Origin of the sequence: Gracilimonas tropica DSM 19535 (assembly GCF_000375425.1) — a bacterium.
GTDB lineage: Bacteria > Bacteroidota > Rhodothermia > Balneolales > Balneolaceae > Gracilimonas > Gracilimonas tropica.
The window spans coordinates 47,450-72,956 of sequence record NZ_AQXG01000003.1; the positions used below are offsets into that span (position 1 = coordinate 47,450).

The window sequence follows — 25,507 nt, forward strand, 5'->3', positions numbered from 1 at the left end:
ATATTCTGACTCACTTATGCTGATTTTTCTATAGTAAAATAAAATATACTTCCATGGTCGTTCTGGGATTCAACCCAGATTTTTCCACCATGTCTTTCTATGATCTTTTTTGAGATGGCAAGACCAATTCCAGTTCCAGGATAGTTTTCATTGGAGTGTAATCGACTGAATACGTTAAAAACTTCTTTACGCTTTTGTTCAGGGATTCCCATCCCATTGTCTTTCACTGAAAACAACCATCCGGATTTTTTTCTGACACAGGAAATGTGTATTTCCGGAGGTATGCCGGGTTTATGAAATTTAATGGCATTACTGATCAAATTTTGAAAAGCCCTTATTATTTCAAGTCTAAAAACAGAAACTTCCGGAAGTTTGGAATCTATATGTATTACCGCCTCATGTTGTGCAATTAATGCACTTAAATTTTTTTGAACTTCATTTAAAATGGTGCCAAAATCAACCTTTTCTTTTTGTGATTCGGACCGTCCAACCCGGGAATATTCTAACAAATCATCAATCAGAAGCTGCATACGCTTTGCCCCATCAACGGCATAGTGAATATAGGTGTCAGCTTTATTATCCAGACGTCCTTTATATTTTTTCTCAAGGAGGCCCAGAAAGTTCTTAACCATTCTTAACGGTTCTTTCAGGTCATGAGAAGCGATGTAACTAAATTGTTGTAACTCTTTATTTCGTTCTTCTAACTGTTCATTATACTCTGCAATTTTCCTTTGTGAACGAAAGAAGTATACAAACAGCGACAAAATTAAAAGAATAGCAATTAGGCCCACGGCAATGGTTATTTCCAAGTCCTTAAATAACATCCGAGCAAGTTCTGCCTTATTCTTATTATTCTTTTTGATCGTCAAGCCTGCCATTTCAGTACTTTTTTGACTGTATAAGTCCATTAAGTGCTTTCCAAGTCCGGCTTGAATGAGCTCTTTTGCAGCTGTTTCTCCCTGTTCATCATTAGTTCGGATCAACTTATTTAGGTAGTGTATCCTGGCTTGTCCTAGTGAATCCAATTCCCGGTAAAGATCTTTTCGGATTTCAAGAGCAGCGGTTAGTTTTCCTAATTGAGTTAAATTACTATGGAATGAGAATTGTGCATCCTCATAATTATCAAGGAATAAGGAGTCTTGGGTCATAATGTATCCCCGCTCAGCAGATTCAGCTTGCAGTAATTCCATATTTGCTTCAAAAATGGTCTTTAGTATGGATTCATTGCGTAGGATCTTATCTTGCAGATAACCAATTTCAGCCCGGATAAAGTAGGAATAGCTAAAACAAGCCAATAAAATAAACAGAGTAATGGCTAAAAGACCATAAGCACGTTGTTTATAAGTTCCTATTTTTCTAATCATTCTCATATTTTTGAATCGTAAAGTAAAAGGTGCTGCCTCTTCCTTCTTCAGATTCCAGCCATATTTCACCTCCATGGCGCTCAATAATTTTTTTAGTGATGGCCAATCCGATCCCGGTACCTGAATACTGGTCGTTTGTGTGCAGGCGCTGAAAGATCTGGAAAATGGTACTTTGAAATTCTTCTCTGATGCCTATTCCATTATCTTTGACGGTAAACTTCCAGTGAGTATCTGTTTCAGAACAGGAAATTTCTATAACAGGGGCATTTCCTGATGGCTGATATTTGAGAGCATTGTTGATCAGGTTTTGGAAGACTTGTTTTATGGGGCCCGGGTTGGCATATATCACGGGTAATGGATCGGCCTTGATTTGTGCATTCATTTCTTCAATATGACTACGCTCCAATACTTTGACATCTTCAATAACAGAATCCAGGTCAACTTCTCCGCGTTTACTTTTCTCTTGATTCAGGCGAGAGTAATTCAACAGATCCAAAATGATCTGGCGCATACGCTGAGCTCCATCTACTGCAAAGTCGATGTATTGATTAGCCTTTTCATCCAGTTGATCAGCGTATTTTTTATCGAGCTGGGTAAGGAAACTGGTAACCATTCGGAGCGGCTCCTGCAGATCATGGGAAGCTACATAGGCAAATTGTTCGAGTTCAGTGTTGGTCGCTGCCAACTCATCAGCTCTTATTTCTAATTCACGGTTTAGTTTTTCAAGCTGTTCACGGGCTTTTTTTCGTTCTGAAATATCCTTAAAGAAAACCGAAATGCCCCCGGCGGAAGGATAAGCGTTTACATCGAACCATTTGTCAATATTCTCATAGTAATCTTCAAATGAAACCTGCTTACGTTGGTGCATCACTCTGTGATAATTCGTGTAGGAGGGGAGGTCTACAGCATCTTCAAAAATATCCCAGAGATTTTGATTCAGTATTTTGTGTTTTGGAGTTTGCAAAAGTATTTCTGCAGCCCGGTTCCAATAGGTCACGTTCCAGTTTTTGTCTAAAGTGAAAAAACCGTCCCCAATACTTTCCAGAATATTTTCTTTTTCCTTGTAGGCTTTCTCAAGAGCTAATTCAGATTGTTTTTGGTCTGTTATATCCTGAACGGTTCCTTGAAAACTTATAGGATTCGCTTGCTCATCTAACATTAAATTACCCAATTCATGTACCCATTTTATTTGTCCGTCCGGTAGAATAATTCGGTGTTCAATATTTAAACTTTGCTCTCCTGCCAGTGCCTTTTGTTGCTGTTCATCAAATTTCTTGAGGTCTTCAGGATGAATTGTTTTTCTAAATTCCTCAAAATTATAAGGTTCATAATTTTTGTTACCCCAAATTTGGAAGACCTCTTCCGACCAAAACAGCTGATCTGATTCAAGATCCAACTCCCAGTAGCCCAGTTTGGCTATACTTTGGGCATTTTTAAGTTTTTTATTTGTTTGCTGTATCAACTCTTCTTGCTGCTTTCGCCGAATTTCAGCACCCAAAAAGCTTTGCAAGGATTCATAAGGATATATTTTATTCCGGATCAGCTTCTGGGTTTCACTGCTTCCTAATACTAATACTCCAACTACTTCCTCATTACTGTATAATGGGAGGGCAGAGGCTGACTTCAAACCTGATCTTTGAGCTGCCTTAGATCTTACGAAATCATTTTTGGCTGAAATATTTTTCCATGTTTGGATGGAGTTTTTTTTCCAGGATGTTCCCGGTAAGCCCTCGCCATAGCCAAATTTTCTTTGTCTTTTACTTTCCTCATAAAATGTTTTTCCCTGTTTATCCCTTGCAAAGGTGGATATAAGGGTAAGATGAGATTTTGAAGTGTCTACTAACCAAATTTCAGCAAGGTTGAATTTTTGAAACTCCGCGAGATATTCCAGCACGTTACTTAGAATGAAAGGCAACCGGTCTTCATTTTTAAAAAATTGAGCAACCTGATGCTGCAGCTTGGTTTGGATCTCGGTTTTCTTTTCTTCAGTTATATCTCTGACTGCACCAATCATCCTGATGGCTTTTCCATCCATATCCCGAATGATGTAACCGTTATCCACTACATAAGCATAGTCACCATTAGCTTTCCTAAATCTGTATTCAAATTGCCATTGATTGAAAGACTCGTCTTCCAGGGAAAATTCAAGATCCTTTCGTATCTCTTCTACATCATCCGGGTGAACCTGGGCCAACCAGTCATCAACGGAAAATTGATCCATATCTTTATTGTGGCCAAACAGAGATTCAAAACCATCCCCCCAATGATGATGATCATTAGCAATATCCCAGTCATAAATGGCATCTTTGGTGGCTTTACTGGCATAATCGTAGCGTTCTAAACTTTGCTGTAACTCCTGTTCGTAGTTCTTGCGGGCGGTAATATCGGTTAATGAACCCACTATTCCGGTAACTTTCTTCCCTTCGGTAAGCGGAGCTTCATGAACCTCAACCCAAATGATCCTGCCGTCGCCTGTTTTTAATTGTAATTCGTAAGGTGGCTGTATCTCACCTGTTTCGATGGCTTTTAACGTTAATGCTTCTCCTTTTTCATTCAATGGATGATCGGTAATAAATTCTGTCCATTTACGCATGGCTTCTTCCGGGGGATATCCCAAAAAGTCTTTGGATTGCGGGCTTACATAAGTTAGTACTCCTTCTGTATCATGTTGGTAGAACATATTGGTGCTGTGCTCAACAACATTCCGGTATTTTTGTTCAGCTCGTTGCTTTTCAAGTTGTGCTATTTTTGTTTCTGTAATGTTATGAGCAAAACATGCCACTCCTTCAATATTATTATTCTCAACGATCGGATTGAATGAAATTTCAAACCAAGTTGGGTTATCCTCCTTTGAGCCTTCCTCTTTATTCTCAATCCGAAACGATTCTCCTGTTAAAGCCCGGTTATAAAGTGCTTCCCATTTTTTTTGGTTTTCTTTATCACCTGAGAGGGCATTAAGTATGGACAAACCACGCGTAACATCTTCGCCGAACTGAATTTTAATAGATTTTTTAAATGCCTTGTTACCTGTAATAAGGTTTAGTTTACTATCCACACTCCAGATGAGGTCGTTCGTGTTGTTTATCAGGGCTTCTTTGTTGATTCGCTCAAGTTCACGGGCTTTTTGTGCAGCTTTGAGTTCAGTAGCATCTCTGGCTATACTGAAAGTGAGGTCATCCTTTTTGTTGTACCGAGCAGACCAAAAAAGAGTAACCTTATGGCCATCTTTGTGGTAGTATCGGTTCTCAAAATCAGTTACTTCATGTTCTTCAAGAATGTATTCTGAGACCTCTAAGGTTTCTTCAAGATCATCTTCAGCGATGAAATCGGAAAGAGGTCGTCCGACCATCTCTTGAGGTTTGTATCCCAGTATTTTTTCAGAGGCTGCACTAACTGATACAAACTTGAAATCCCGAACAGTACATATCATATCCAAAGACTGATCCATAATATTTTGGATATGCTTTTGATGCTGTTCAATTTCCTTTCTTTGATGAATCTGTTCAATTTTAAGAGAAAGTTGATCGGCTATAGCATGTAACAGATCTTTTTCTTCGTTTAGGAAAGGTGTTTCATCAAAAAGGTCTTCATTACCCGTGAACACAATATGTATTTCAAGATCATGTCCTTGAAGTCTCTTTTTTCGGTGCAATTTCCATTTGGATTCAGAGTAACCGGGAGTTCTTAGATTTAAATCCCTCCATTGGATCTTTACCTGGGTGTATTCCGGAAATTGCCAACCTTGTGGAATTAAAAGAATGGCTTTTTCAAGCAATTCTTTTACACTCAGCTCTTGTTCTTCAAGTTTAGATATTTCATAGAGGCATCGTTGCTCTTTGACGCGTTCGGCAAGTTGATTGAGTGTTTTATCACGAATTATTTCAGCATTTCTTCTCTCGGTAATTTCACGAAAGTTATCAACAATGCCGCCAATAGCAGGATCATGTAGCATATTGGTAATGGTTCCTTCAAACCAATGCCATTTCCCATCAACATCCTTAATGCGGGCAGGGGGGACTCTTAAAGGTTCACCGGGTTTATCAAGGCATCTTGCCAATTCTGACTTGATCATGGGCACATCGTCAGGATGAGCTTTTTCCAAAAAATTCAGGTCAACTACTTCCTCGGGATCATATCCAAGAATTTTCTTTACAGAAGGAGAGGCATAGGTGGGTTGTCCGTTTTCGTCGAGAATAAAAAGTATATCATTTCCATTTTCAACTAAAGCACGGAAATGAGCTTCATTTTGTTCTAATTCAAGTTTGGCTTTTTGCTCTGCAGTTCGTTCAAGTAAAGAAATAAATGAACCGACCAATTCATTATTGTTGTCGTAAGCCGGTTTATATTTAATTTCAAAAATGCGGGTATTTCCTTCTTTTGTTCTAAAGGGTAGCAGATCTTTTATGGTTTCACCTTTAAATACCCTTTTGTAGACCTGTTTCACGATCTCTCGTCGCTCGGGCTGTGCGAAATCGAGGATGGAGTGTCCTTTTATTACTTTCTTTCCAAAGATTTCTTCGTAATTATCGGCAAAGCTTTTGTTGAAATTCTTGATGATCAGATTTTTATCAATCAGAATAAAACTGTCTTCACTGTTATCGAGCATCATTTTATTGATGCGTTGACTCAGTACTTGTTCTGTGATTTGGGTTGCTGAATTCAAGATGAAAGCGACTTTCCCATCTTCGTCAAAAATGGGTGTATTAATAACCTTCCAAAACACTTCTTTATACTCTCCGCCATCAAGTACAATATCGTAACGGATATTTTTTAATTCGTCTTCTTTTTTTGTTTTTATCACTTTCCGAAATGAGGATATAAGCTTATCCGGTCCGGTTGGTTTGCTTTCATTAGGGTTTTCGGGAAAAGCATCAAACAAAGAGTTACCTATGAGTTCATTTTCTGTCCGCATGGTCATTTTGCAGTACGCGTCATTGACCATTACAAAAGTAAACTCAGGATCATTGGCCTGTATAACTGATGTAGGAGTGGGAGAAAGTTTAAATATGTTGCTGATTTTTAGCTTTTTCATCTGTATCACCGATATGCCAACTAAGCACTTATGATTTCGCCTAATTACGGATGGGAAATCAAATTTTCAAATATTAAAATAAATTAATGCTAATATGTCGAATATAAAAAGAGCCGCTAAAAAATTAGCAGCTCTTATACTTAGGTGATATGTACTGATCGGGTTTTAGAAATAATAGGAAACCGAGACTCTTGCCAAGGTACTCAGGTTGTCAGCTACATCCCCGAAAGAAGCATTGAGGTTGGCATCTCCACTAATGCTGAACGAAGGACCGAAAAAATATTCAGCTCCGTAGCCAATCCCCACATTTACTCCAAAGTTTGAGTTATTTGAATTGCTGAAAGAAGTATTCTGGAAGCCTAACTGACCGGTTGCGTAAGTTGAAAGGTCTTCATTGCCACCAAAGTAATATCTGGGGCTCAATCCAAAGCTCACGTTTGTGGTCGAATTTTCAGTAGCACTCAACCCAAAATAAGGAGCAATGGATAGGGATTCGTTAAACTGATAGGGAACTTCGATCGCATTTTGCCCAAATAAACTAGCTCGCAAACCAAAACTTCCTGTTTCCGGAGTTGTTGTTTGTGCTTGTACTGATAGAGTGATCAGTGCAAATAGTGACGTAAATCCAATGATTTTCGAGAAATTCATAATTAAGTCGTATTTATTAAGGTTTACTTTATGTTATAAAACTCTGCAACCTGATTATAGTTCCGATAATCAAGCCCTTTGGCTTTTACTATGATAGATGGGGGAATAGCTACTACTCTTAACTGATCACGATTAAAAAGATCGGCATTTGCCGCATTATTTCCACCGACTTCTCCTTCTAAAACTAAGCTGAAATTGTCTACATCAAAATAATAACGAAGGTTGACCAAGTCATTTTCGAAAGGAACGGAGAAGGGAAGGGCTTGCCAGGCGGTAGTTCCTTCGAACCGGATATAGCCTAATACCAAACCAAAGTCTACCATTTCCTCGTCCAGGTTGTCCCATCCATATTCAGCAACAGAAATAAAGTCATCCTCCGGTTCAAAATCATTACTTCGGATAGTAATTGTGCTGGTATATACGGTGTCGCCGGTGCCTTCCACATCGTTATCATAAATAGTGCAGGAAGTAAGCGAAAATAAACTGATGAGAATGATCAAAGATCTTAGGGTTTTCATATTAGCTCCGTGTGATGAATTATGGGTTAGCAGATAATATTGAAGGAGCTGATACGAGAGTATCGCATAAAAGGATTAGGCAAAAGATGCGATTTTTCGAAAAATAAAAAAGCCGAACTCAATTAGAGATCAGCTTTAAAAATTGAAAAGGTGAGTTGGGCTTAGAACCAATGAGTATAAGCATACATACCCAAAGCAATAAGCGCAAAGTTCAGAATGCTCAATGGAAGTAGTCGTCCCCATCCAAGCTTCATAACTTGATTGTACTTAAATCGTGGGATTGTCCAGCGTACCCAGATGAACACGAAGCACCAGAAGATTACTTTACCCATAAACACGGATACATCCAGAATGCCTTTTACCAAAGGACTCAATTCAGGCAGCCAGTATCCGGCAAATGGAAGGTGGTAGCTTCCAAAGAAGAAGGTAGTAATGAGCACACTTCCGATGAATACGTGCATGTATTCAGCCAGGAAGAACATTCCGAATTTCATTCCGGAATACTCTGTATGAAATCCACCAACCAATTCCTGTTCCGCCTCAACAAGGTCGAAAGGAGTTCTGTTGGCTTCTGCAAAGGCCGCAATAATAAAGATCACAGCTCCGATTGGATTGATAAATACATTCCATAAATATTCCTGTGAAGCTGCTATTTCAACAAGACTTAATGAGCCAGCCACTAAAACTACAGAAGCTACGGCCATTCCCATGGGAAGTTCATAGCTGATCATCTGTGCAGCAGCTCGGAGTCCTCCAAGAAGGGAATATTTACTGTTTGAAGACCAGCCGGCAAGGGTTACACCATAAACACCTAACGATGCAATTGCAAGAATGTAGAGCACGCCTCCGTTGATGTCCGTTACATATAAACCGTCTCCAAAAGGAATCAAGGCAACGGTCATGAGCGCGGTAATTACCGGGATCATGGGAGCTATAGTGTGCAATGTTTTGAAACCTTGGGTAGGAGTTACGTCCTCCTTAAGCAAAAGTTTTACCACATCGGCTACGGGCTGTAAAAGTCCAGCAGGACCTACCCGGTTTGGGCCTACGCGATTTTGAATCAACCCTGCAATTCGTCGCTCCGCATAAACTAACAAGGCTGCAGAGTTAAGATAGGTGAAAGCTCCTAACGCAAGAACGGCTACCCAGGTAGGAATAAAAAGTCCGAATAAATCAATTCCAGCTGTTTCCATTTATGCAGTAGCCTCTTGTTTGTTTGAAGGGTTAAGATTGATGCCCATTTCGTTATCCATACGCTCGTAACTTACGTTTTCAAATGCAGGGTTTGAACCGGCAATTTCTTCCATAATCTCGCGGCCTCTACCGAATGAAACATCGAGTCCCATACGATTAGCCAATTGATTCATGATTTCCCAGGCAGGAGCACAGTCTACTTTGTTTTCCTCAGTAACCCAATTATCAAAGTTGGTTCCAAAACGGTCTAAGCGCCCCTGATTCATTTCCAGGTCAAGACTTCGATTTGTGTATTTGGTTTCTTTAGCCGGGAAAGAGCGCTGAATTCGTCCTTCAACGTTAACATAACTTGCAGCATGTTCTGCGATACAAGTAACCGGGATTACAAGATCAGCTGTTTTTGCAGTGTCGCATTCATTGGTAGAAAGGAGAATGCTAAATTTCCCTTTCAAGTCATCTTTTGAAAGTACACCGCGATCGATCAGTTCATCTGAAAGCATGATGACGATTTTGGTATTTTTAACTTCAGAAGCCAAATCATTGCTTTCTTCATAACCCAAAAGCTTCACTCCGGAAGTATTTGGAGCCTGATCGTCTGTGATCAGGAATCCATCGCCGGTACCTTCTTCGATATGAGGTGCAAATTTGAAGTTATTGACGCCCCACAGGTTGAATACTTTCATTAAGGCGTAATTTTCTTCAACCGAAGCATGCGGGCTTCCTACCACTAAAACATCTTCCGGTCCATGAGACTCAAGAGTTTCTGCAAATGTTTCAATCGCATTATTCCAGGATGTTTTGGATTGATTGTCACCATCCAGCTTAATTGCAGGGCGGGAGAGTCTATTTTCATTAAACCGTTGATAAGCATCACGACCGGCATCAGGCATCCAGTGATCATTGACTTCTCCATTGAATCTCGGAGTAATTCGCATAACCAAATTATCTCGGGTCCAAAGATCGATATTTGTACCTTTCCCATTGGTAATATCGATGCTTGGGGTTTGATTCATCTCCCACACGCGGGCTTTGAATCGGAAATCGGTAGAAGTAAGGGCGCCAACAGGACAAATATCGACCGTATTCATTGAGTATGGATCATCAAACTCACGTCCGGGAGCAGCCATTGGATAATTTTTATCCCCACGGGCAACAATCGTCAATTGGTGGGATTCACTGATCTCATCAGTAAAGCGGACACATCGCGTACAATTTATACATCTTTCTGCATCAAGAGTAACTCTTGGGCCAAGCTGAATTCGTTTAGGCTTATGTTGCTTCTTAACTTCAAAACGACTGCCCTCCGGACCATATTTATAGGTCTGTATTTGAAGCGGACATTCACCGGCCTGATCACAAATGGGACAATCCAAGGGGTGATTGATGAGGATAAGCTCCATTGTATCTTTTTGAGCCCGTGCTACTTCTTCACTTGTTTCCTGAGTATGAACCACCATTCCATCCTGCATTTGTGTGGTACAGGAAGTTTGCATTTTAGGGAACCAGCGAATTTCACGTTCTCCGTTTTCATCCAGTTCATACTCTCCGGTTTCTCTGTTCTTGACCGGCGTTCCAACCTTTACATAACACTGACGGCAATTCGCCGGAGCGCTCATAGAAGGGTGGTAGCAAAAGAAAGGAACTTCTTTTCCATTGTCTAAAATGAACTGAAGCAGGCCTCTATCTTCGCCTTCTTCAAATTCGTATCGTTTTCCGTCTATAAATATTTCTGGCATATCGGATTGTTGATTTATGAATGATGATTGATGATTTGTTAGATATCATCAACCAGCGCTCACTTAAATTTTTAGATGATCAAATCATCAATAATAAATCGTCGATAATCAATTTAATCACGCAACGGCGTGAACTGATTTTTTACAGCGTGCTTCAAATTCGTCTCTGAAACGGTTAATGGTATGTCGAACCGGCCACGCAGCTGCATCCGCTAAGGCACAGATGGTTCGGCCTTCCATTTGTGTGGTAAGGTCGAGCAGCAGATCAAGATCTCTTATCTCTCCTTCACCGTTTTTGATCTTCAATAAAATCTTTTCAAGCCAACCGGTACCTTCACGGCACGGTGTACATTGACCGCAAGATTCATGATGATAAAAATGCGAGATTCTCCATAGCACATCTACCATGTCAGTGTCTTCATCCATGACCATCATTCCTGCAGTTCCCATCATGGAGCCTGCTTCACGAAGCGAATCAGCATCCATGGAAACTCCATCTAACTGGTCTGCCCTTAATACCGGAGTAGAAGAGCCGCCGGGGATAAGTGCTTTCAATTTTTTTCCACCGCGAACACCCTGTGCTACTTCATTGATCAAATCCATAACAGGCACACCAGAAGGAAGTTCATAAACTCCGGGGCGATTTACATGGCCTGAAATTCCATAAAGAACCGGACCAGGATGGTTTTCTGCACCAATATTTTTAAACCAATTTGCACCATTATTGATCACTCCGGGAACATTGGCAAGTGTCTCAATATTGTTGATGGTGGTAGGGCGTCCCCAAAGTCCTTTTTGAGCAGGAAATGGAGGCTTAACACGTGGATAGCCACGTTTACCTTCCAGGGACTCAAGCATTGAGGTCTCTTCTCCACAGATATAAGCACCTGCTCCTCCGGTAACTTCAAATTCTACACTGAAATCGGTTCCGAATAAATTCTTACCGATGAATCCTTTGTCGCGGGCATCCTGAAGGGCTTTTTCCATCATTTTGATCCAGGAATAATATTCCCCACGGATATATACATAGATAGTGGTGATCTGCATGGCATAGGCCGCAATCAAAGCACCTTCAATAAAAAGGTGGGGGTTATACTCAAAAATTTTGCGATCTTTGAATGTCCCGGGCTCAGACTCATCGCCATTGCAAGCAAGATAACGAGGCCCGCCATCTGGTTTGGGCATAAAAGACCACTTCAGGCCGGCATTGAAACCGGCTCCACCACGACCTCTGATGTTGGCTTCCTTAACCTCGTTAACAACTTTTTCAGGGGTCCAGCCATTTTCTTTTACAACTTTTTCAAGGGCTTTGTATCCGCCATTCTTGATGTAATTGTCAATTTTATCAAGATTGGGAATGTCTGGGATAAGTACCGGTTCAAAAGATTTCCAATCAGAAGCCATAATTACTTGTTGTTGATATTTTCGAGGAGGGGCATTCCTACTGATTCAAATTCAGGCATTTTACCATCTTTCAGGCTATCAATTACTTTGTCAAGTTTCTCTTCCGTGAGGTTATTGACGTACACATCGTTGGTGATCTGCATCATCGGTGCATAACCACAAGCTCCGAGACACTCTACTGACTGAATACTGAACAAACCGTCTTCGGTTGTTTCTCCAGCCTTGATACCCAATTTATCTTCCAGATAATGAAGCATCTTATATCCGCCGCAAAGCTGGCAACTGGTTGTGGTGCAAACATCAAGCACGTATTTGCCTTTACGCTCTTTATAGTATTGCGTATAGAATGTTGCCACACCGTGAACATGTGATTCCGGTAATCCTAAGGTCTCAGCAACCAACCGTTGAACGGGCGGCTCAACATGACCAAACCTGCGTTGAGCTACCCAAAGTGTAGGTAGGGTAGCCGGCATTACTTCCGGAAATTTAGCCTTTATGGCTTCAATTTCGTCTAAGTCTTCTTTTGTGAATTCGTAGGTTTCTTCCATTTATTTATCTGCTTCTCCCATTACTGGATCAACTCCTCCAATTATAACTACCGTGTCGGCTACCATTTCACCATCCAAAATATTTTCCAATACCTGAAGATTACGGAAGGATGGAGCATTTACTTTTAATCTCCATGGATGTCCGGTACCGTCACTTTGTATGAAATATCCTAATTCGCCTTTGGGTGATTCCACAGCATGATAAACTTCCTTTCCTGCCGGTGGACAAATTCCGGTGTCGGTCATCATGAAATCGTGGATCATGCCTTCCATTGAATAATATACTTCATCTTTGGAAGGGTAGGCGTGCTTTGCATTATTTGCCCGAATTGGGCCTTTAGGCATCTTATCAAAACACTGGTTAATGATCTTTAAACTTTCAGCCATTTCTTCCATACGCACGAAATAACGGGCCAGATTATCGCCCTCCATGCGGGTTGGTACTTCGAAATCTACTTTATCATATTGCAAATATGGCTTAATAATTCGCTGGTCAACCTGATAGCCTGAAGCTCTGAGAACAGGCCCGGTTGCACCAATATCTAATGCATTTTCAGTTTTAAGAATACCAACGTTGGCATTACGATCGATGAAAATCCGGTTGCGGTCGAGCAAGCCATGCCAGTCTTTTAGTTCTTGCTCAAATTTAGTTACAAACTCTTTGATCCTGCCTACCGCACGGTCAGTGAAATCGTTAGCAACCCCGCCAATTCTTGAATGTGAAACTGTAAATCGGTGGCCGGCTACTTCATCAAAAATATCGTAGATCTTTTCACGCTCGCGAAAAGTCCATATAAAGAATGAGATAGCTCCCGCATCCATAACCATGGTTCCAAGCCACAGAAGGTGAGATGAAATCCGAGCGAGCTCCATACAGATCATTCGGATGTACTGAGCTCGTTCCGGCACTTCTACTTCGGCGAGTTTCTCTACAGCCATACATAAAGCAACATTATTACTGTAGGGAGAAAGGTAATCCATGCGGTCGGTGTAGGGCATGAATTCCTGGTAGGTTTTATTTTCTGCTATTTTTTCTACACCACGGTGCAGATATCCAATATCTAATTTCGTTTTTTCGATAAGCTCACCCCGCAACTGAAGCACGAGACGAAGAACCCCGTGGGTGGCAGGGTGCTGTGGACCCATATTCAGGATCATTTTAGCATTCAGCGGATCTTCAGCATCGATTTCTTCAATAGTTGTATGCTTATCCTCGAGGCTTTTATATATACCCCGCTGATGCTTTTCGAAAAACTGTGGTTTTACTTTACTGTTAATTTCGTTCATAATGCCTTACTCCGTATCTGGGGTTGTGTTAGGCAGTTCAATGGATCCCGGAATCCCCAGCAGAGGGAATTCTTTTCTTAAGGGATAATATTCATAATCTTCCGGCATGTAGATTCTTCGAAGATCCGGATGGCCTTCAAACCGTACACCATACATATCATAGACTTCCCGCTCCATCCATCCGGCAGCCTTCCAGACAGAAGTTACAGAGTCAACGGCGGGGTCTTCTTCCTCAACACGGATCTTAACAAAGATTCGGTCTTGGGTGCGGAGATTCATAATGTTGTAAATCACTTCGAAGCGTTCATCTGAGGTATATCGATCCGTTCCGATGATATCACACAAAAAGATGAAGTGATGTTTACTCTTAAGGTAATTAAGGATTTCTTTGATGTTCTCAGCCTCGACCCGGATGTAGGTATGATCGCAGGAATTATAAACCTCGATCAAGTCTTCTGAAAAATCAGAAGAGAGTCCGTTAACAACACCTTGTACCGTTTCAGTTAGTTCTAAACTCATATCTTAGGTATCCAGTAAAACAGAATGCTCGGTTTTAATTTTATCTTGGATCTTCATGAGGGCATGAAGCAGGGCATCGGGCCGTGGCGGGCACCCGGAAATATAGGCATCAACCGGCAAGTAATTATCTACTCCTTGTACCACTCCATAGCAACGATGCATACCACCGGTAGAAGCACAAGCTCCCATGGCGATACACCACTTTGGGTCAGGCATTTGATCCCAGATCCTTCGTATGGCATGTGACATTTTATAGGTAGACCAACCGGCCACGATCATAACGTCACTTTGACGAGGAGAGAACCGCATTACCTCAGATCCAAACCGTGAGGCATCGTAACGGGGGCCGGCGAAGGCCATCATTTCGATAGCGCAACAGGCTAAACCCATCGGCATAGGCCAGGCTGCATTAGCCCGGGCCCAGTTAGTCAGAGCATCAATTTTTGTTGTGAAAAAACCTTCACCAAGTGCTGATTCAATTCCCATGGTAAATAATTATGCTTTAAAGTGATTTAAGTCCCAATCCAAAGTGCCTTTCTTCAAGGTATAGAAGAGACCTACAAATAATACTACGATAAATACCATCATGGCCATGAACGTTCCAAAACCAAGTTCTAAGTAACGTACTGCCCATGGATAGATGAAGACAACTTCCAGATCAAACACGATAAACTCCATAGCAACAAGATAAAAGCTAATGGAATAACGATCGCGTGCTTCACCAACCGGATCCATGCCACTTTCATAGGGCTTTAGTTTGGTTTGGTTCGGGCGAAAAGGACCGAGAATTTTGGAAAGGGATAACAACACAAAAGCCAAAACAACGGCCACAATGGCAAGAATTAAAATCGGAAAATAATTTTCGAGCATATTCTGTAATGTTCTCGGTTAATAGGCTGAAAAGTTAGCCTCAATGTTATGCAATGTCAACGAAAGTGGGCGAGAATATAGGCTTTATTTGAATTTTTATGGAAGAAAAAACCAAGAAATTTCAATAAACTTTTTTGAACCGTTAAAAGTTGGATTTATAAAGAGCTTGGTTTAACACTTAACTAAAAATCATTACCTTTTAAACAAACATATATAAGTTCATGGCAGGTGAAGATTTGAGTAAGATCAGAATGGAAATTTTGGGACTTTCAACAAGTCCCAGCAGTGGTGGGGCATACGCACTAATATTAACCGAAGCTGAAGGGAACCAACGATTGCCAATTATCATTGGTTCTTTTGAAGCGCAAGCTATCGCACTTGAGCTTGAAAACATAAAACCACCGAGGCCAATGACGCACGACTTGCTTAAGAATTTTGTTCTGAGTTTCGATACTGAAGTGAAGCAAGTGTATATCAATGATTTGTCAGAAGGTACTTTTTATGCGCAGATCATTTATGAACGTGAGAACCAATTGATCGAGTTAGATGCACGGCCAAGCGATGCTATTGCACTTGCAGTCCGATTCAAAGCTCCTATTTTTGTGAATGAAAAAGTTCTTCAAGAAGCAGGTATTAGCACAGAGCCTGAACACCAAACGCTGGAACAAGCCCTGAAGTCGGAAGAGGGGGCCGCTGGACAAAAAGAACTTAGTCAACTCGAAAAATTAGAAGAAGAGCTTAAAACAGCGATAGAAACTGAAAACTATGAGAAGGCGGCAAAAATCAGAGACCGCATTTCAAAAATGAAAGGATAAATTTTGGATATATCTGGTTGTTCATTTACTGAACTTTCTTACTCAAACCTGTTCAACACATACATAAATAATTTTAAAAAGCTTGATAATTTCTATCAATATGACCCTCTTGATGAGCATCAGGTTAAAGATAGAGCAAAGGGATTAAGATCATCGGCTTACCTTAAAGATCTTATTCCGGCACTAAAGGCTTATCACGAGGAACTTGGGATATTATCCGATCAATCAGAAGCCTTGAACAAATTGGGGGAAGATGGATCCTTGGTCGTAGTGACCGGGCAGCAATTAGGGATGTATGGCGGGCCGATTTATACGGTTTACAAAACTATGACCGCTGTGCTTTTAGCGCGAAAATATGAAAAGATATTGGGCCGCCCTGTAGTACCTGTTTTTTGGCTTGCTGACGAAGATCATGATTTCGAGGAAATAGCCTGGACCGGAATATTCGGGCGCAACGATTTTCATAAGCTCAGATATGAAGGAGAAAGTCATAACCTGCCTGTTTCACAGGAAATCATTTCTGAATACATAAGTACGTTTAGATCGAGTGTAAAGGAAGAACTTTTTGATACAGATTTTTCCGGGAAATTGTGGGAACAGCTGGATGAACATTATCAAAAAGGTAAAACGCACGTGCAGGCATTTGCCGGATTGATGAACGATTGGTTTGCTAAAGAGGGGGTACTGATCGCAGGAAGTAATTTCCCACAGATAAAAGCTTTGTTGAAAACTGATTTTCACCATTCCATTGCTGAATCAAAAGCTGTTTTTGATGCTATAGAATCAAAGAGTTCAGAAATAGAAAATGTGTTTCACCGTCAGGTAATGAATGGAGATTCCAATTTATTTTATCTGTCTGAAGAAGAGGGCAGAACCAAGATCCATAAAACGGAGTATGGATGGAAAGCAGGCGAAACCCAGTGGAAAGAGGAAGAACTGCTTGCCGAAATAAATGAATATCCATCTAAATTTTCTCCAAATGTATTCCTTCGTCCCATCATTCAGGATAAGCTGCTGCCAACATTGGGATATGTAGCAGGACCCGGAGAAATTGCTTATTACGGGCAAATGAAAAACTTGTATTCAGAGTTTAGCCTTGAAATGCCTCCGATCTTCCCGCGGTTCACAGCTACTTTGGTTGAATCCGGTATATCTCGCATTGTGGAAAAGCTCCCCTTTAAATTTTGTGAATATGACAAGCGTATTGAAGATTTAGAGTCTCAATATGTTGAACAAGCAGAGACCATAGATATCGAAGCTGTATTCTCTGAATGGAAGGAAAAGTTAGATGAGGTGGCTCAACAGCCGCAACAAATCATTAACGATATAGACCCGACATTGGAAGGCACCGTTGGAAAAACAGTTGCCGGTTTTTCAAATGACCTGGATCGTTTAAAAGGGAAAGTATACCGGTCGGTTAAACAGCAAGAAGAAACTCAGCTAAAACGTATTGAAAAGATCAAGATCAATCTTTTTCCTGATGGCGGGCTTCAGGAGCGTTCGGTTTCGCCAATTTATTTTATGAACAAATACGGGCTTGATATCTGGAGTAATTTATTAGCCGAAATTCAGGATAAGGGGTTAGATTTGACCCGTCATCATTTCATCGAATTATGAGTTCGCTCAAAGAACAAAAGCAAGAGTTAAGGGACGAGGTACTCACCAAAAGAGGAAAAATGCCGCAGAAAGAGTGGCTGTCAAAATCTTTACGGATCACAGAGGCTCTCACGGATTCCAAATTCTATGATTCCTCGAAAGTAGTGCATACTTACATTTCTATGAATCAGCGCAAAGAGGTAAGTACCGATGAACTGATCGAAGAGTTGTTTGAGAGTGATAAGAAAGTGGTTGTCCCCATCACAAATTTCTCGGATCATTCACTTACACATATAGAACTTCATTCTTTTGGGGAATTGATCACCAATAAATGGGGTGTGCGGGAGCCTGGCAAAAAACAGGATATCGTTGCTGTGGAGGCTTTGGATTTGATCGTGATTCCCATGGCGGCAGCAGACCGGAAGGGAAACAGGTTGGGATATGGGAAAGGTTTTTACGATCGGTTTCTTGAGCAAAGCAAAGCATTAAAAGCTGGGTTGGTATTTTCAGATTTTGTTTATGACGAAATACCTGTTGAAGATTTTGATGTAAAATTAGATGTAATAATTACTGAAGATGAACTCATTTTCCTGTAACATTCAAAAAAGAACTGCGTAGGGCATTGCGGAGGAAATTATGGCAGAACGAACTAAATCATCGGCACAAACGAAATCACAAACCGGCACGGCTACGCTGGAATTCAATGAATTTGAACTGAATTCTACCATGCAGGAGTTTCTTCAGGAAGAAGAGAAAGAAACGGGTAAAAGCATATGGAACATAGCAACTGTATCTGGAATGGTAATGATCTTCATGGCACTCTCATTTCTGGTACAATGGGTTGGATTGGATATAGGTGAATTTGGTAATTTTGTAAATGGAGCCATAGGTGGATTACCTATTATTGGGGGTGCTCTCATTACATTGATTGGTTTTGGATATCTTGTTGGTGATCGTAAAAAAGAACGAAAAGCTAAAAAGGCACGCAAGAAAAAAGAAGCATCTCAATCCGGCTACTCCGACATTCCGGGATCAGAAGAATTTTCTGCCACCTCCGGAAAATTAAACAACGCACTGGACTCTAAGTCAGGATCTGGGTCATCCGGTTATAAGACCTCCTCATCTATTGATTCATACGGTTATCGCACTTCCAAAAAATTAATGAAATCTCGAACAGACAAGAAGATATCCGGAGTTTGCGGCGGCTTAGCCAATTACTTCGGAATAAGCTCTACCGTTGTACGGTTCATATTTGTAGCGGCTTTCTTTATGGGATGGGGCGCCAGCCTTTTGATCTATCTTGGTCTTTCGATGGCTATGCCCAAAGAGCCTATCGAAATGATGGATGATTTCAGCTACTGAGATTGGTAATAAAAATCAGTCAATTCAATCTGTTAATTAATTAATTTCAATTAAATTTGTTTAGATTAGTCGCTTAAATACATTCATCGGCTTTAACTAATCAAATATGAAATTTCATTGGAGTTAAAAGACAGCTTAATTTTAATTGTTGATGACACTGAGGCAAATCTGCATTTACTCTCTCGTGTTTTAGGCAAAGAAGGTTTTCGACATATTGAGGCAAGAGACGGACAAGAAGCTCTCGATATGGCCAAAGAGTATAAACCCGACCTTATATTGTTGGATATCATGATGCCTGATATTGACGGCTATGGTGTTATTCAACAGATCAAAAACTCACCCGAACTAAGTGATATTCCCGTCATTTTTCTGAGCTCACTCACCGAAACTGACGATAAAGTTCAGGCATTTAAAGCCGGCGGCGTAGATTATATCACCAAACCCTTTCAAAAAGAAGAAGCCTTAGCGAGAATTAAGACGCATTTACAGATTCGGTTTCTTCAACAGCAGCTCAATGAACGTATAAAAATCTTAAGGGAAAGAGAAGTTGAACTCAGCCGCTTGAACCAAAAGAAAGATGAACTGGTTAGGACGGTGAGCCATGATATCAAAAATCCACTTACCGGTATCATTGGATTAGTGAAGTTAATGAAAGACTCTGATCAGGTGTCCGAAGATGAAAAGAAACAAATGCTTTCTGTCATTGAAGAAAGTGGAACCAATTTATTGAACCTGGTGCGGGAGGTTCTTGATCGTGAATCGCGTAAGGTACGATCCGAAGAACTGAACTATGAGGAAGTGGCTGTCTTTGAGATCATCGAACGTGTGATCTCTATGAACAAAGCTAAGTCTCTCGTGAAAAATATTGGCCTTGATTTCACCATTCAGCCCAAAAACATAATAGCTGAGGTTGATCAAAATAAAGTGGAAATAGCGGTGAATAACCTGGTTTCAAATGCTCTCAAGTTTACTCCATCGGGTGGAAAAGTTGCAGTACACGTTAGCTTAAAAGAGCAGGATGTTTTCATCGAAGTCAGGGACACAGGAATCGGAATACCTGAGAAAATGCTGCCGGATATTTTTACCAATAAAGATTATTCAACGACAGGCACAAGCGGAGAATTGGGAACCGGTCTTGGATTAGATATTGTCCTGCTTTATGTTGAGTTACACGGCGGAAAAATTTCAGTTCAATCGCAGCTTGATGAGGGAACTACTTTCGTTCTGCGTCTGCCTCAAAAAAGAAAAGATCACTAATTTAGAAAATGAAGTATAAAATTTTAGTTATCGACGATGATGAACCTATTCATCTGATGATCAAGAATCTTGTGAAAGATGAATTTACTGTAATATCTGCACAGGATGTTCAACAAGCCATTGATATTCTTTCTGAGCAAAATGTAAATCTGATACTTTCGGATATACATATGCCTGGTATATCAGGGCTTGAATTTTTGGAATCTATACGACTTGATGAGGAAAAGAAAAAGATCCCTGTACTCATCATGACTAACTTACCAACCGTAGAGAAGGAGCAGAAAGCTCTTGACCTTGGAGCGGCTGATTTTATTAAAAAAGAGCTTCTTAATAACGACAAAGAGAAAGTCCGGGAGATCATCCGGATGAAGCTTGTGACCGATGTTAGGGTTGAGAACCTGGACGAAAGTCAGTCAAAGAAAAAAGATCAGCTTGTCATGCAGTTAATGGAAACGGCTATTTCGGGCACATTCCATGATACTATTGAAACGCTATGCAATGGCGTAAGAGAATTGGTTAATCCTCAGTTTGCCGGTTTTTGGATGATTCAGGATGGTAAAACGAATTTACTGCATTCTACTTCAAAGCGTGATATTGATACTTCAGTATTCCAAAATTTAACAGCTGAAGATAGCTTTGATCATCTACAGGAACATAAAGAGTCGTACCTGAGCAACCATGTGTTTAACAAGGAGTTGGGGTTTTTTGTTGATTATTCTAAAGAACACGGTCTCGCAGCAGAAATAGGTGTCCCGCTCTTTGCTATCAGTGAGAGAGAGCTTTTGATGAACAACATGGAGGTCCCGGAAAACGCACCTATGTTTGGTTTGCTCATCATAAAAAGATCGGTATTGTTTTCATCAGAAGAATTTGAGCTGATCTCCAGGTTGATCAAACAATCCGGTTCAATTTTGTATCGTCTTTTTAAAAAATCGAACGCCTGATCTATTTTATATGCATGTGATGCTCATCATAGAAGGAACGTATCCGTGGTATAGAGGAGGTGTCAGTGAATGGGTTTATCAATATTTGAGTCATCTTTCGGATACTACATTCACTCTTATCCAGATTGCTACTGATGAATTTCAAGGACTGGATCCTAATGAAGCACTGTATCCTGTTACTCCCAATATTCAAGAATTTTTAAGGATTTCTCCACCTGAATTTTCGGAGGCTTCTTTTAACGGATTGGATAGCTGGTATGAAGAATTCATCCAAACGATGAGTATAGATTCAGCCTCTTATGATTTGATTCATGTGGCTAATACCGGTTTTGCCGGCTGGCTTGGTGCAAAGTTATCCGAAGTGTTAGAGATTCCAATGTTGCTTACAGAGCATGCCATTTATTGGAAGGAAGTTCAAATGGGAGCATCGGCTTTGGAATGTGGATATAAGATTCCCACAAATGAGATCAAAAAGCAAGAAACTGTAGGCTGGTTCAAAGAGCTTGCCAGATTTACTTATCAGCATGCCGATCAAGTTATTTCGGTATCGAAAGTGAATATTTCAGAGCAACTAAAACTTGGGGCTAAAAATGTAGCGTATATCCCCAACGGCATTCCTGTTTCTTTCTTGGTGAGTGAGAAGTCAAGGAGGAAAGTTCCCCATATTGGGTGGGTAGGACGTTGTGCTGAAATGAAAAACCCACTTTCTTTTTTTGATTATGTAAGTGCTTTTCGGGAATTAGACATCGATCCGATTTTTACCATGTTGCTTAGTGATGCCAATGAGAAGGATCTTAAGCATCGGGTGATAGAAACTGCAAAAGCATTTCCTGAAGTTACTTTAGTCTGGAATAAGTCTGCTCGCTCTTATTTCCCCGAGTTTGATTTTCTACTGATCACAAGCCACAATGAATCTCAGCCTTTGGTAATGCTTGAGGCTTTAGCTTCAAAAGCGTTGCCGGCAGGATACCAGGTAGGGGATTTTGATCAAAAGTTTGGCCTTAGTTTTTCTGAAAAAACAACCATCTCGTATCACGTCGATGAGATAACAAGGCTTTGGAACTCAACAAATGAATTCAAAAAAGCGATAGAGTCTAAATTTAATTTGGTCCGAGATAATCATACCTGGTCCAAGCTCTTTGATGAATATCAGGAACTGATGTCTTCTTTGGCAGCACATAAAAACACTGTTCGAAATTGAGCACCGATAAACCCCTCATATTATTCGAAACCGAAGGATCTTATCCTTACAGCGGAGGAGGTGTTTCTACCTGGGCGCATATATTATGTACGGAACTGAAGGAGAAGGTGGATTTTCACGTATTAGCCATCACCGGAAACCCTTATGTTGAAAGCCGTTACCGCTTGCCGGAAAACATCAAAAAAATCATTCATGTCCCTTTATGGGGCGTGGACGAACCTTCGGATTATTATGATAACGACCGTCCGTTTTCCCTTCAAATTCAAAGGAAATCTAAAGCAACAAAGCAGATAACCCAGACTTTATTCAAGCCAATTTTTGAAGATTTTATCGATTGTTTATTAAATCCGTATTCCGATGTTCAGCGAATAAGTGATGTGCTTTACGGCCTTTGGAAATACTTTCAGCATTTTGATTACAAACAAACGCTGCGCCAACCACTGTTATGGGTTGAGTTTAAAAGTGCAATCCTGAACTACTTTGAGGATGCCGATCTTCATGAAAGCGAAGAACCCAGAGTATTTGATCTCACTTTTGGAATGAGATGGCTGTATCATTTTTTGATGCCCATTGCTGTTGATGTCTCAGAGGATATTGATGTATGCCATGCAACGCTTGCCGGTTTTCCTGCACTCAGTTCCATCGCCGCTAAATACGAGTATGGAACTCCCGGAATAGTAACCGATCATGGGGTTTATATGCGAGAGCGCTTAATTAATGTGGGACAGGCAGATATGCCATTCTTTTCAAAGCGACTATTGGTGGATCTGTCAACCCTGGTTAGTCGCTCGGTATATTTTACTGCAGACCAAATATCTCCGGTTACAACAGCTAATAAAGCATGGGAAAAAAGATTTGAAGCTAACGAGGAGAACATCAAACCCATCTATAATGGGGTAAATACGGATGTGTTCAAGCCGACTCCCAAGCCTCGTCAAACACGTGATACCCCAACCGTTATTGCAGTGGCTCAGGTATTTCCGCTTAAGGATATTGAAACAATGATAAGGTCTGCTGACCTAGTTAGAAAAGAGATCCCCGGTGTAAAATTCAAGATTTATGGAAGCCTTGAAGTTGACAAACCATATGTGCAAAAATGCCGGAAGCTGGTTGAAGAATTGAATCTTGAGGATACTTTTGAATTCGGTGGATTTCATGATCAACCCAGCATGATATTCAATGAAGGCGATATATCTATTCTAACGTCCATTTCAGAGGGATTTCCTTATACGGTCATTGAATCCATGAGCTGCGGCCGGCCTGTTGTAGCTACCGATGTGGGAGGAATTCGGGATGCACTTGAAGGTTGCGGAATATTGTGCAAGCCTCGTTCACCTCAGGATATAGCAAATGGAGTGATCAAGCTGTTGAAAGATGATGACCTGCGTCTGGAATACGGAAGGAAAGCAAGAGAAAGAGTGCTTCTGACGTTTAAGACAGAGATTTCTGTGGATGCTTATTATGAATCCTATCTTGATCTGTGTAGCAAAAAAAGAACTCCATTGCGTGAAAAGGTACAGGTAGAGTCTGTTAAAAACCTGTTGGAACATCTTGAAAGTATGGAGCCTGCCTATGTTTGAGGATCCAAATATTCAAACTGATTCCATCTCATACGCAGAGGCGGTGAAAGAAATTACGGATCAGGTTCATGAGATGGTTGGCAATCCCCTTAGCAAATGGGCGGTGGCTGCAACCATAGAATCTTTAGGTATCAGGGACGTAGATGCCCGATCTGATTTCGGGTATGATACTGTATTTGATCTTGCCGATGAGGTTTTTAATCGCATTAAGGATCGAATCAACCAAAAACCTGCCGAAAAGCTGCGAGAGGAGGAAGACTTTGAGTTTGGAGGATTCTTTCGGTCATTAAAACTCTTTTTGAAATACTACTCGCAAGGCATGGTGTTCTCGTTGCCCATGTTGTCACAGATCATAGCCATCATCATTTTTGAGTATGCACTTTGGGCCTGGTTTGACTTCAACGAAGCGCAAGCAACCGTTGTAGCCTTGGGCACTATTATTTCGTTCATTGTTACCGGTGGCTTTATCCAAACTTTGGGCAGACTGGTTTCCAGGTATAAGGGAGAAGGGAACTATTATCTTGCCTCAAAAGCTACCTCGTCTGTAATGAAGCTCGCGGTTCCGGTAGTCTTGCTTGCTGCATTGGCGATCTTTACGCTGAACCTGATTCTGCCTTTCTACCCACAGCAGCTAATGATACTTTCCATGGTTTACATGGTTCTCATTTCATTCTTATTACTTTCAGCGGCCATACTATTTGCCACTGAACAACGAACCATGATATTGGTGGGTATTTTGACAGGTACCGCCGTTGTTATTTTTGGGATGGATTTTGCCGAATTTGGAATCTATGTATCTCAATGGCTTGGAATTATTACCGGAACAGTCATTATGACACTTTATGCAGTTGTTTATTACCGGATAAAGATCCATGCTTTGCGGCAGGAATTGTTCAAACAATCGCTGCCGGAAGCAGAGGTGAATTACTACAACACCTATCGCTATTTCATCTATGGATTCTGCTACTTCACTTTTTTATTTATGGACCGATTGCTGGCCTGGTCAGCGGGGCCACCGCCTCCGGAATATATTATTTGGTTCAATACGCCATATGAGCTGGGAATGGACTGGGCGCTTTTAACCCTTGTAATCACAATTGCGATGCTTGAATACAGTATCCATTCTTTTTCGTTGAATTTGATACCGGTCCAAAAATCAGCCTTCATTTCAAAGATTAAATCCTTTAATTCTTTTTTTAGAAGATTTTATGTGAAACAGGTTTTATTACTTTTGTTTATTAGCGGGGTATCAATTTTAGTGACATATTTTGGAGTTCTGAGCCTAAGGGCATTTGAAGATCAAGTCCCGGAAATTTCAGATTTTTTTGCTAATCCCATGACCTTTAAAGTGTTTTGGATGGCGAGTATTGGCTATGTCTTTTTAGTTTATGGTTTATTGAACAGCTTATTCTTTTTTACTCTCAATCGCCCTGAACTGGTGATATATGCTATGGCCGGGGCTTTATTCGTAAATTTTATAACCGGGTTTTTATGCAGCCGAATATTCGGACTGGAATATGCGGTGATCGGACTAATAGCCGGATCAGCTGTCTTTGCAATTACGACAGGTATCTTGGCAAAAAGATTTTTTAAACATTTGGATTACTTTTATTACTCTGCATTTTAGGGGTT

Annotated in this window: 21 protein-coding genes; 9 read left to right on the forward strand and 12 right to left on the reverse strand. The window is 40.7% G+C overall.

Annotation, left to right across the window (positions count from 1 at the left end; all coding sequences use genetic code 11):
- Positions 1-14: 14 nt before the first annotated feature.
- From B151_RS19445 to B151_RS0106710, 12 genes are all read right to left on the reverse strand, one after another.
- On the reverse strand, positions 15-1,439 hold the full coding sequence (locus B151_RS19445) for an ATP-binding protein (RefSeq protein ID WP_020402832.1): 1,425 nt from the start codon (positions 1,437-1,439) through the stop codon (positions 15-17).
- Positions 1,357-6,396, reverse strand: a complete 5,040-nt coding sequence (locus tag B151_RS19450) for a PAS domain S-box protein (protein ID WP_020402833.1) — start codon at positions 6,394-6,396, stop codon at positions 1,357-1,359. The genes B151_RS19445 and B151_RS19450 overlap by 83 nt, the downstream gene beginning before the upstream one ends.
- A gap of 165 nt (positions 6,397-6,561) precedes the next feature.
- Positions 6,562-7,044: an outer membrane beta-barrel protein gene (locus B151_RS0106665; protein WP_020402834.1), complete on the reverse strand. Its 483-nt coding sequence runs from the start codon at positions 7,042-7,044 to the stop codon at positions 6,562-6,564.
- Between the two features lie 23 nt (positions 7,045-7,067).
- Entirely contained in the window at positions 7,068-7,562 is a 495-nt protein-coding gene (locus tag B151_RS0106670) for a hypothetical protein (protein WP_020402835.1), read from the reverse strand.
- A gap of 161 nt (positions 7,563-7,723) precedes the next feature.
- Entirely contained in the window at positions 7,724-8,755 is a 1,032-nt protein-coding gene (gene nuoH / locus B151_RS0106675; RefSeq protein WP_020402836.1) for an NADH-quinone oxidoreductase subunit NuoH, read from the reverse strand.
- Positions 8,756-10,492 (reverse strand): NADH-quinone oxidoreductase subunit G, encoded by a 1,737-nt coding sequence (locus tag B151_RS0106680; RefSeq protein ID WP_020402837.1) that lies wholly within the window; start codon positions 10,490-10,492, stop codon positions 8,756-8,758.
- A 117-nt stretch (positions 10,493-10,609) separates the two neighbouring features.
- Positions 10,610-11,896, reverse strand: a complete 1,287-nt coding sequence (nuoF, locus tag B151_RS0106685; protein ID WP_020402838.1) for an NADH-quinone oxidoreductase subunit NuoF — start codon at positions 11,894-11,896, stop codon at positions 10,610-10,612.
- A 2-nt stretch (positions 11,897-11,898) separates the two neighbouring features.
- The gene (locus tag B151_RS0106690) at positions 11,899-12,444 is read right to left on the reverse strand and encodes an NADH-quinone oxidoreductase subunit NuoE family protein (RefSeq protein WP_020402839.1); all 546 of its coding nucleotides are present in this window, start codon (positions 12,442-12,444) and stop codon (positions 11,899-11,901) included.
- The gene (gene nuoD, locus B151_RS0106695) at positions 12,445-13,731 is read right to left on the reverse strand and encodes an NADH dehydrogenase (quinone) subunit D (protein ID WP_020402840.1); all 1,287 of its coding nucleotides are present in this window, start codon (positions 13,729-13,731) and stop codon (positions 12,445-12,447) included. It abuts the gene before it with no gap.
- Positions 13,732-13,737: 6 nt separating this feature from the next.
- Positions 13,738-14,250 (reverse strand): NADH-quinone oxidoreductase subunit C, encoded by a 513-nt coding sequence (locus B151_RS0106700; protein ID WP_020402841.1) that lies wholly within the window; start codon positions 14,248-14,250, stop codon positions 13,738-13,740.
- 3 nt (positions 14,251-14,253) lie between these two features.
- Positions 14,254-14,736, reverse strand: a complete 483-nt coding sequence (locus B151_RS0106705; RefSeq protein ID WP_020402842.1) for an NADH-quinone oxidoreductase subunit B — start codon at positions 14,734-14,736, stop codon at positions 14,254-14,256.
- A 9-nt stretch (positions 14,737-14,745) separates the two neighbouring features.
- Positions 14,746-15,120, reverse strand: a complete 375-nt coding sequence (locus tag B151_RS0106710) for an NADH-quinone oxidoreductase subunit A (RefSeq protein WP_020402843.1) — start codon at positions 15,118-15,120, stop codon at positions 14,746-14,748.
- A 251-nt stretch (positions 15,121-15,371) separates the two neighbouring features.
- Between B151_RS0106710 and B151_RS0106715 the strand changes: the two genes are divergently transcribed.
- From B151_RS0106715 to B151_RS0106755, 9 genes are all read left to right on the forward strand, one after another.
- Positions 15,372-15,935, forward strand: coding sequence for a bifunctional nuclease family protein (locus tag B151_RS0106715; RefSeq protein WP_157470748.1), 564 nt, complete (start codon positions 15,372-15,374; stop codon positions 15,933-15,935).
- Between the two features lie 3 nt (positions 15,936-15,938).
- Positions 15,939-17,552 (forward strand): bacillithiol biosynthesis cysteine-adding enzyme BshC, encoded by a 1,614-nt coding sequence (gene bshC / locus B151_RS0106720; RefSeq protein ID WP_020402845.1) that lies wholly within the window; start codon positions 15,939-15,941, stop codon positions 17,550-17,552.
- Positions 17,549-18,127: a 5-formyltetrahydrofolate cyclo-ligase gene (locus B151_RS0106725; RefSeq protein WP_020402846.1), complete on the forward strand. Its 579-nt coding sequence runs from the start codon at positions 17,549-17,551 to the stop codon at positions 18,125-18,127. Before bshC ends, B151_RS0106725 begins: the two co-directional genes overlap by 4 nt.
- A gap of 40 nt (positions 18,128-18,167) precedes the next feature.
- The gene (locus B151_RS20390) at positions 18,168-18,893 is read left to right on the forward strand and encodes a PspC domain-containing protein (RefSeq protein ID WP_020402847.1); all 726 of its coding nucleotides are present in this window, start codon (positions 18,168-18,170) and stop codon (positions 18,891-18,893) included.
- A gap of 117 nt (positions 18,894-19,010) precedes the next feature.
- Positions 19,011-20,150 carry a hybrid sensor histidine kinase/response regulator gene (locus tag B151_RS0106735; RefSeq protein ID WP_020402848.1) on the forward strand — a complete coding sequence of 380 codons (1,140 nt, stop codon included), beginning with the start codon at positions 19,011-19,013 and terminating at the stop codon, positions 20,148-20,150.
- Positions 20,151-20,158: 8 nt separating this feature from the next.
- Positions 20,159-21,094: a response regulator gene (locus B151_RS0106740; RefSeq protein WP_020402849.1), complete on the forward strand. Its 936-nt coding sequence runs from the start codon at positions 20,159-20,161 to the stop codon at positions 21,092-21,094.
- A gap of 19 nt (positions 21,095-21,113) precedes the next feature.
- Positions 21,114-22,295, forward strand: coding sequence for a glycosyltransferase (locus tag B151_RS0106745; protein ID WP_169332195.1), 1,182 nt, complete (start codon positions 21,114-21,116; stop codon positions 22,293-22,295).
- Positions 22,292-23,875, forward strand: coding sequence for a GT4 family glycosyltransferase PelF (pelF, locus tag B151_RS0106750; protein WP_020402851.1), 1,584 nt, complete (start codon positions 22,292-22,294; stop codon positions 23,873-23,875). The genes B151_RS0106745 and pelF overlap by 4 nt, the downstream gene beginning before the upstream one ends.
- Positions 23,847-25,502: an MATE family efflux transporter gene (locus B151_RS0106755; RefSeq protein ID WP_245550368.1), complete on the forward strand. Its 1,656-nt coding sequence runs from the start codon at positions 23,847-23,849 to the stop codon at positions 25,500-25,502. The genes pelF and B151_RS0106755 overlap by 29 nt, the downstream gene beginning before the upstream one ends.
- Positions 25,503-25,507: the final 5 nt, after the last annotated feature.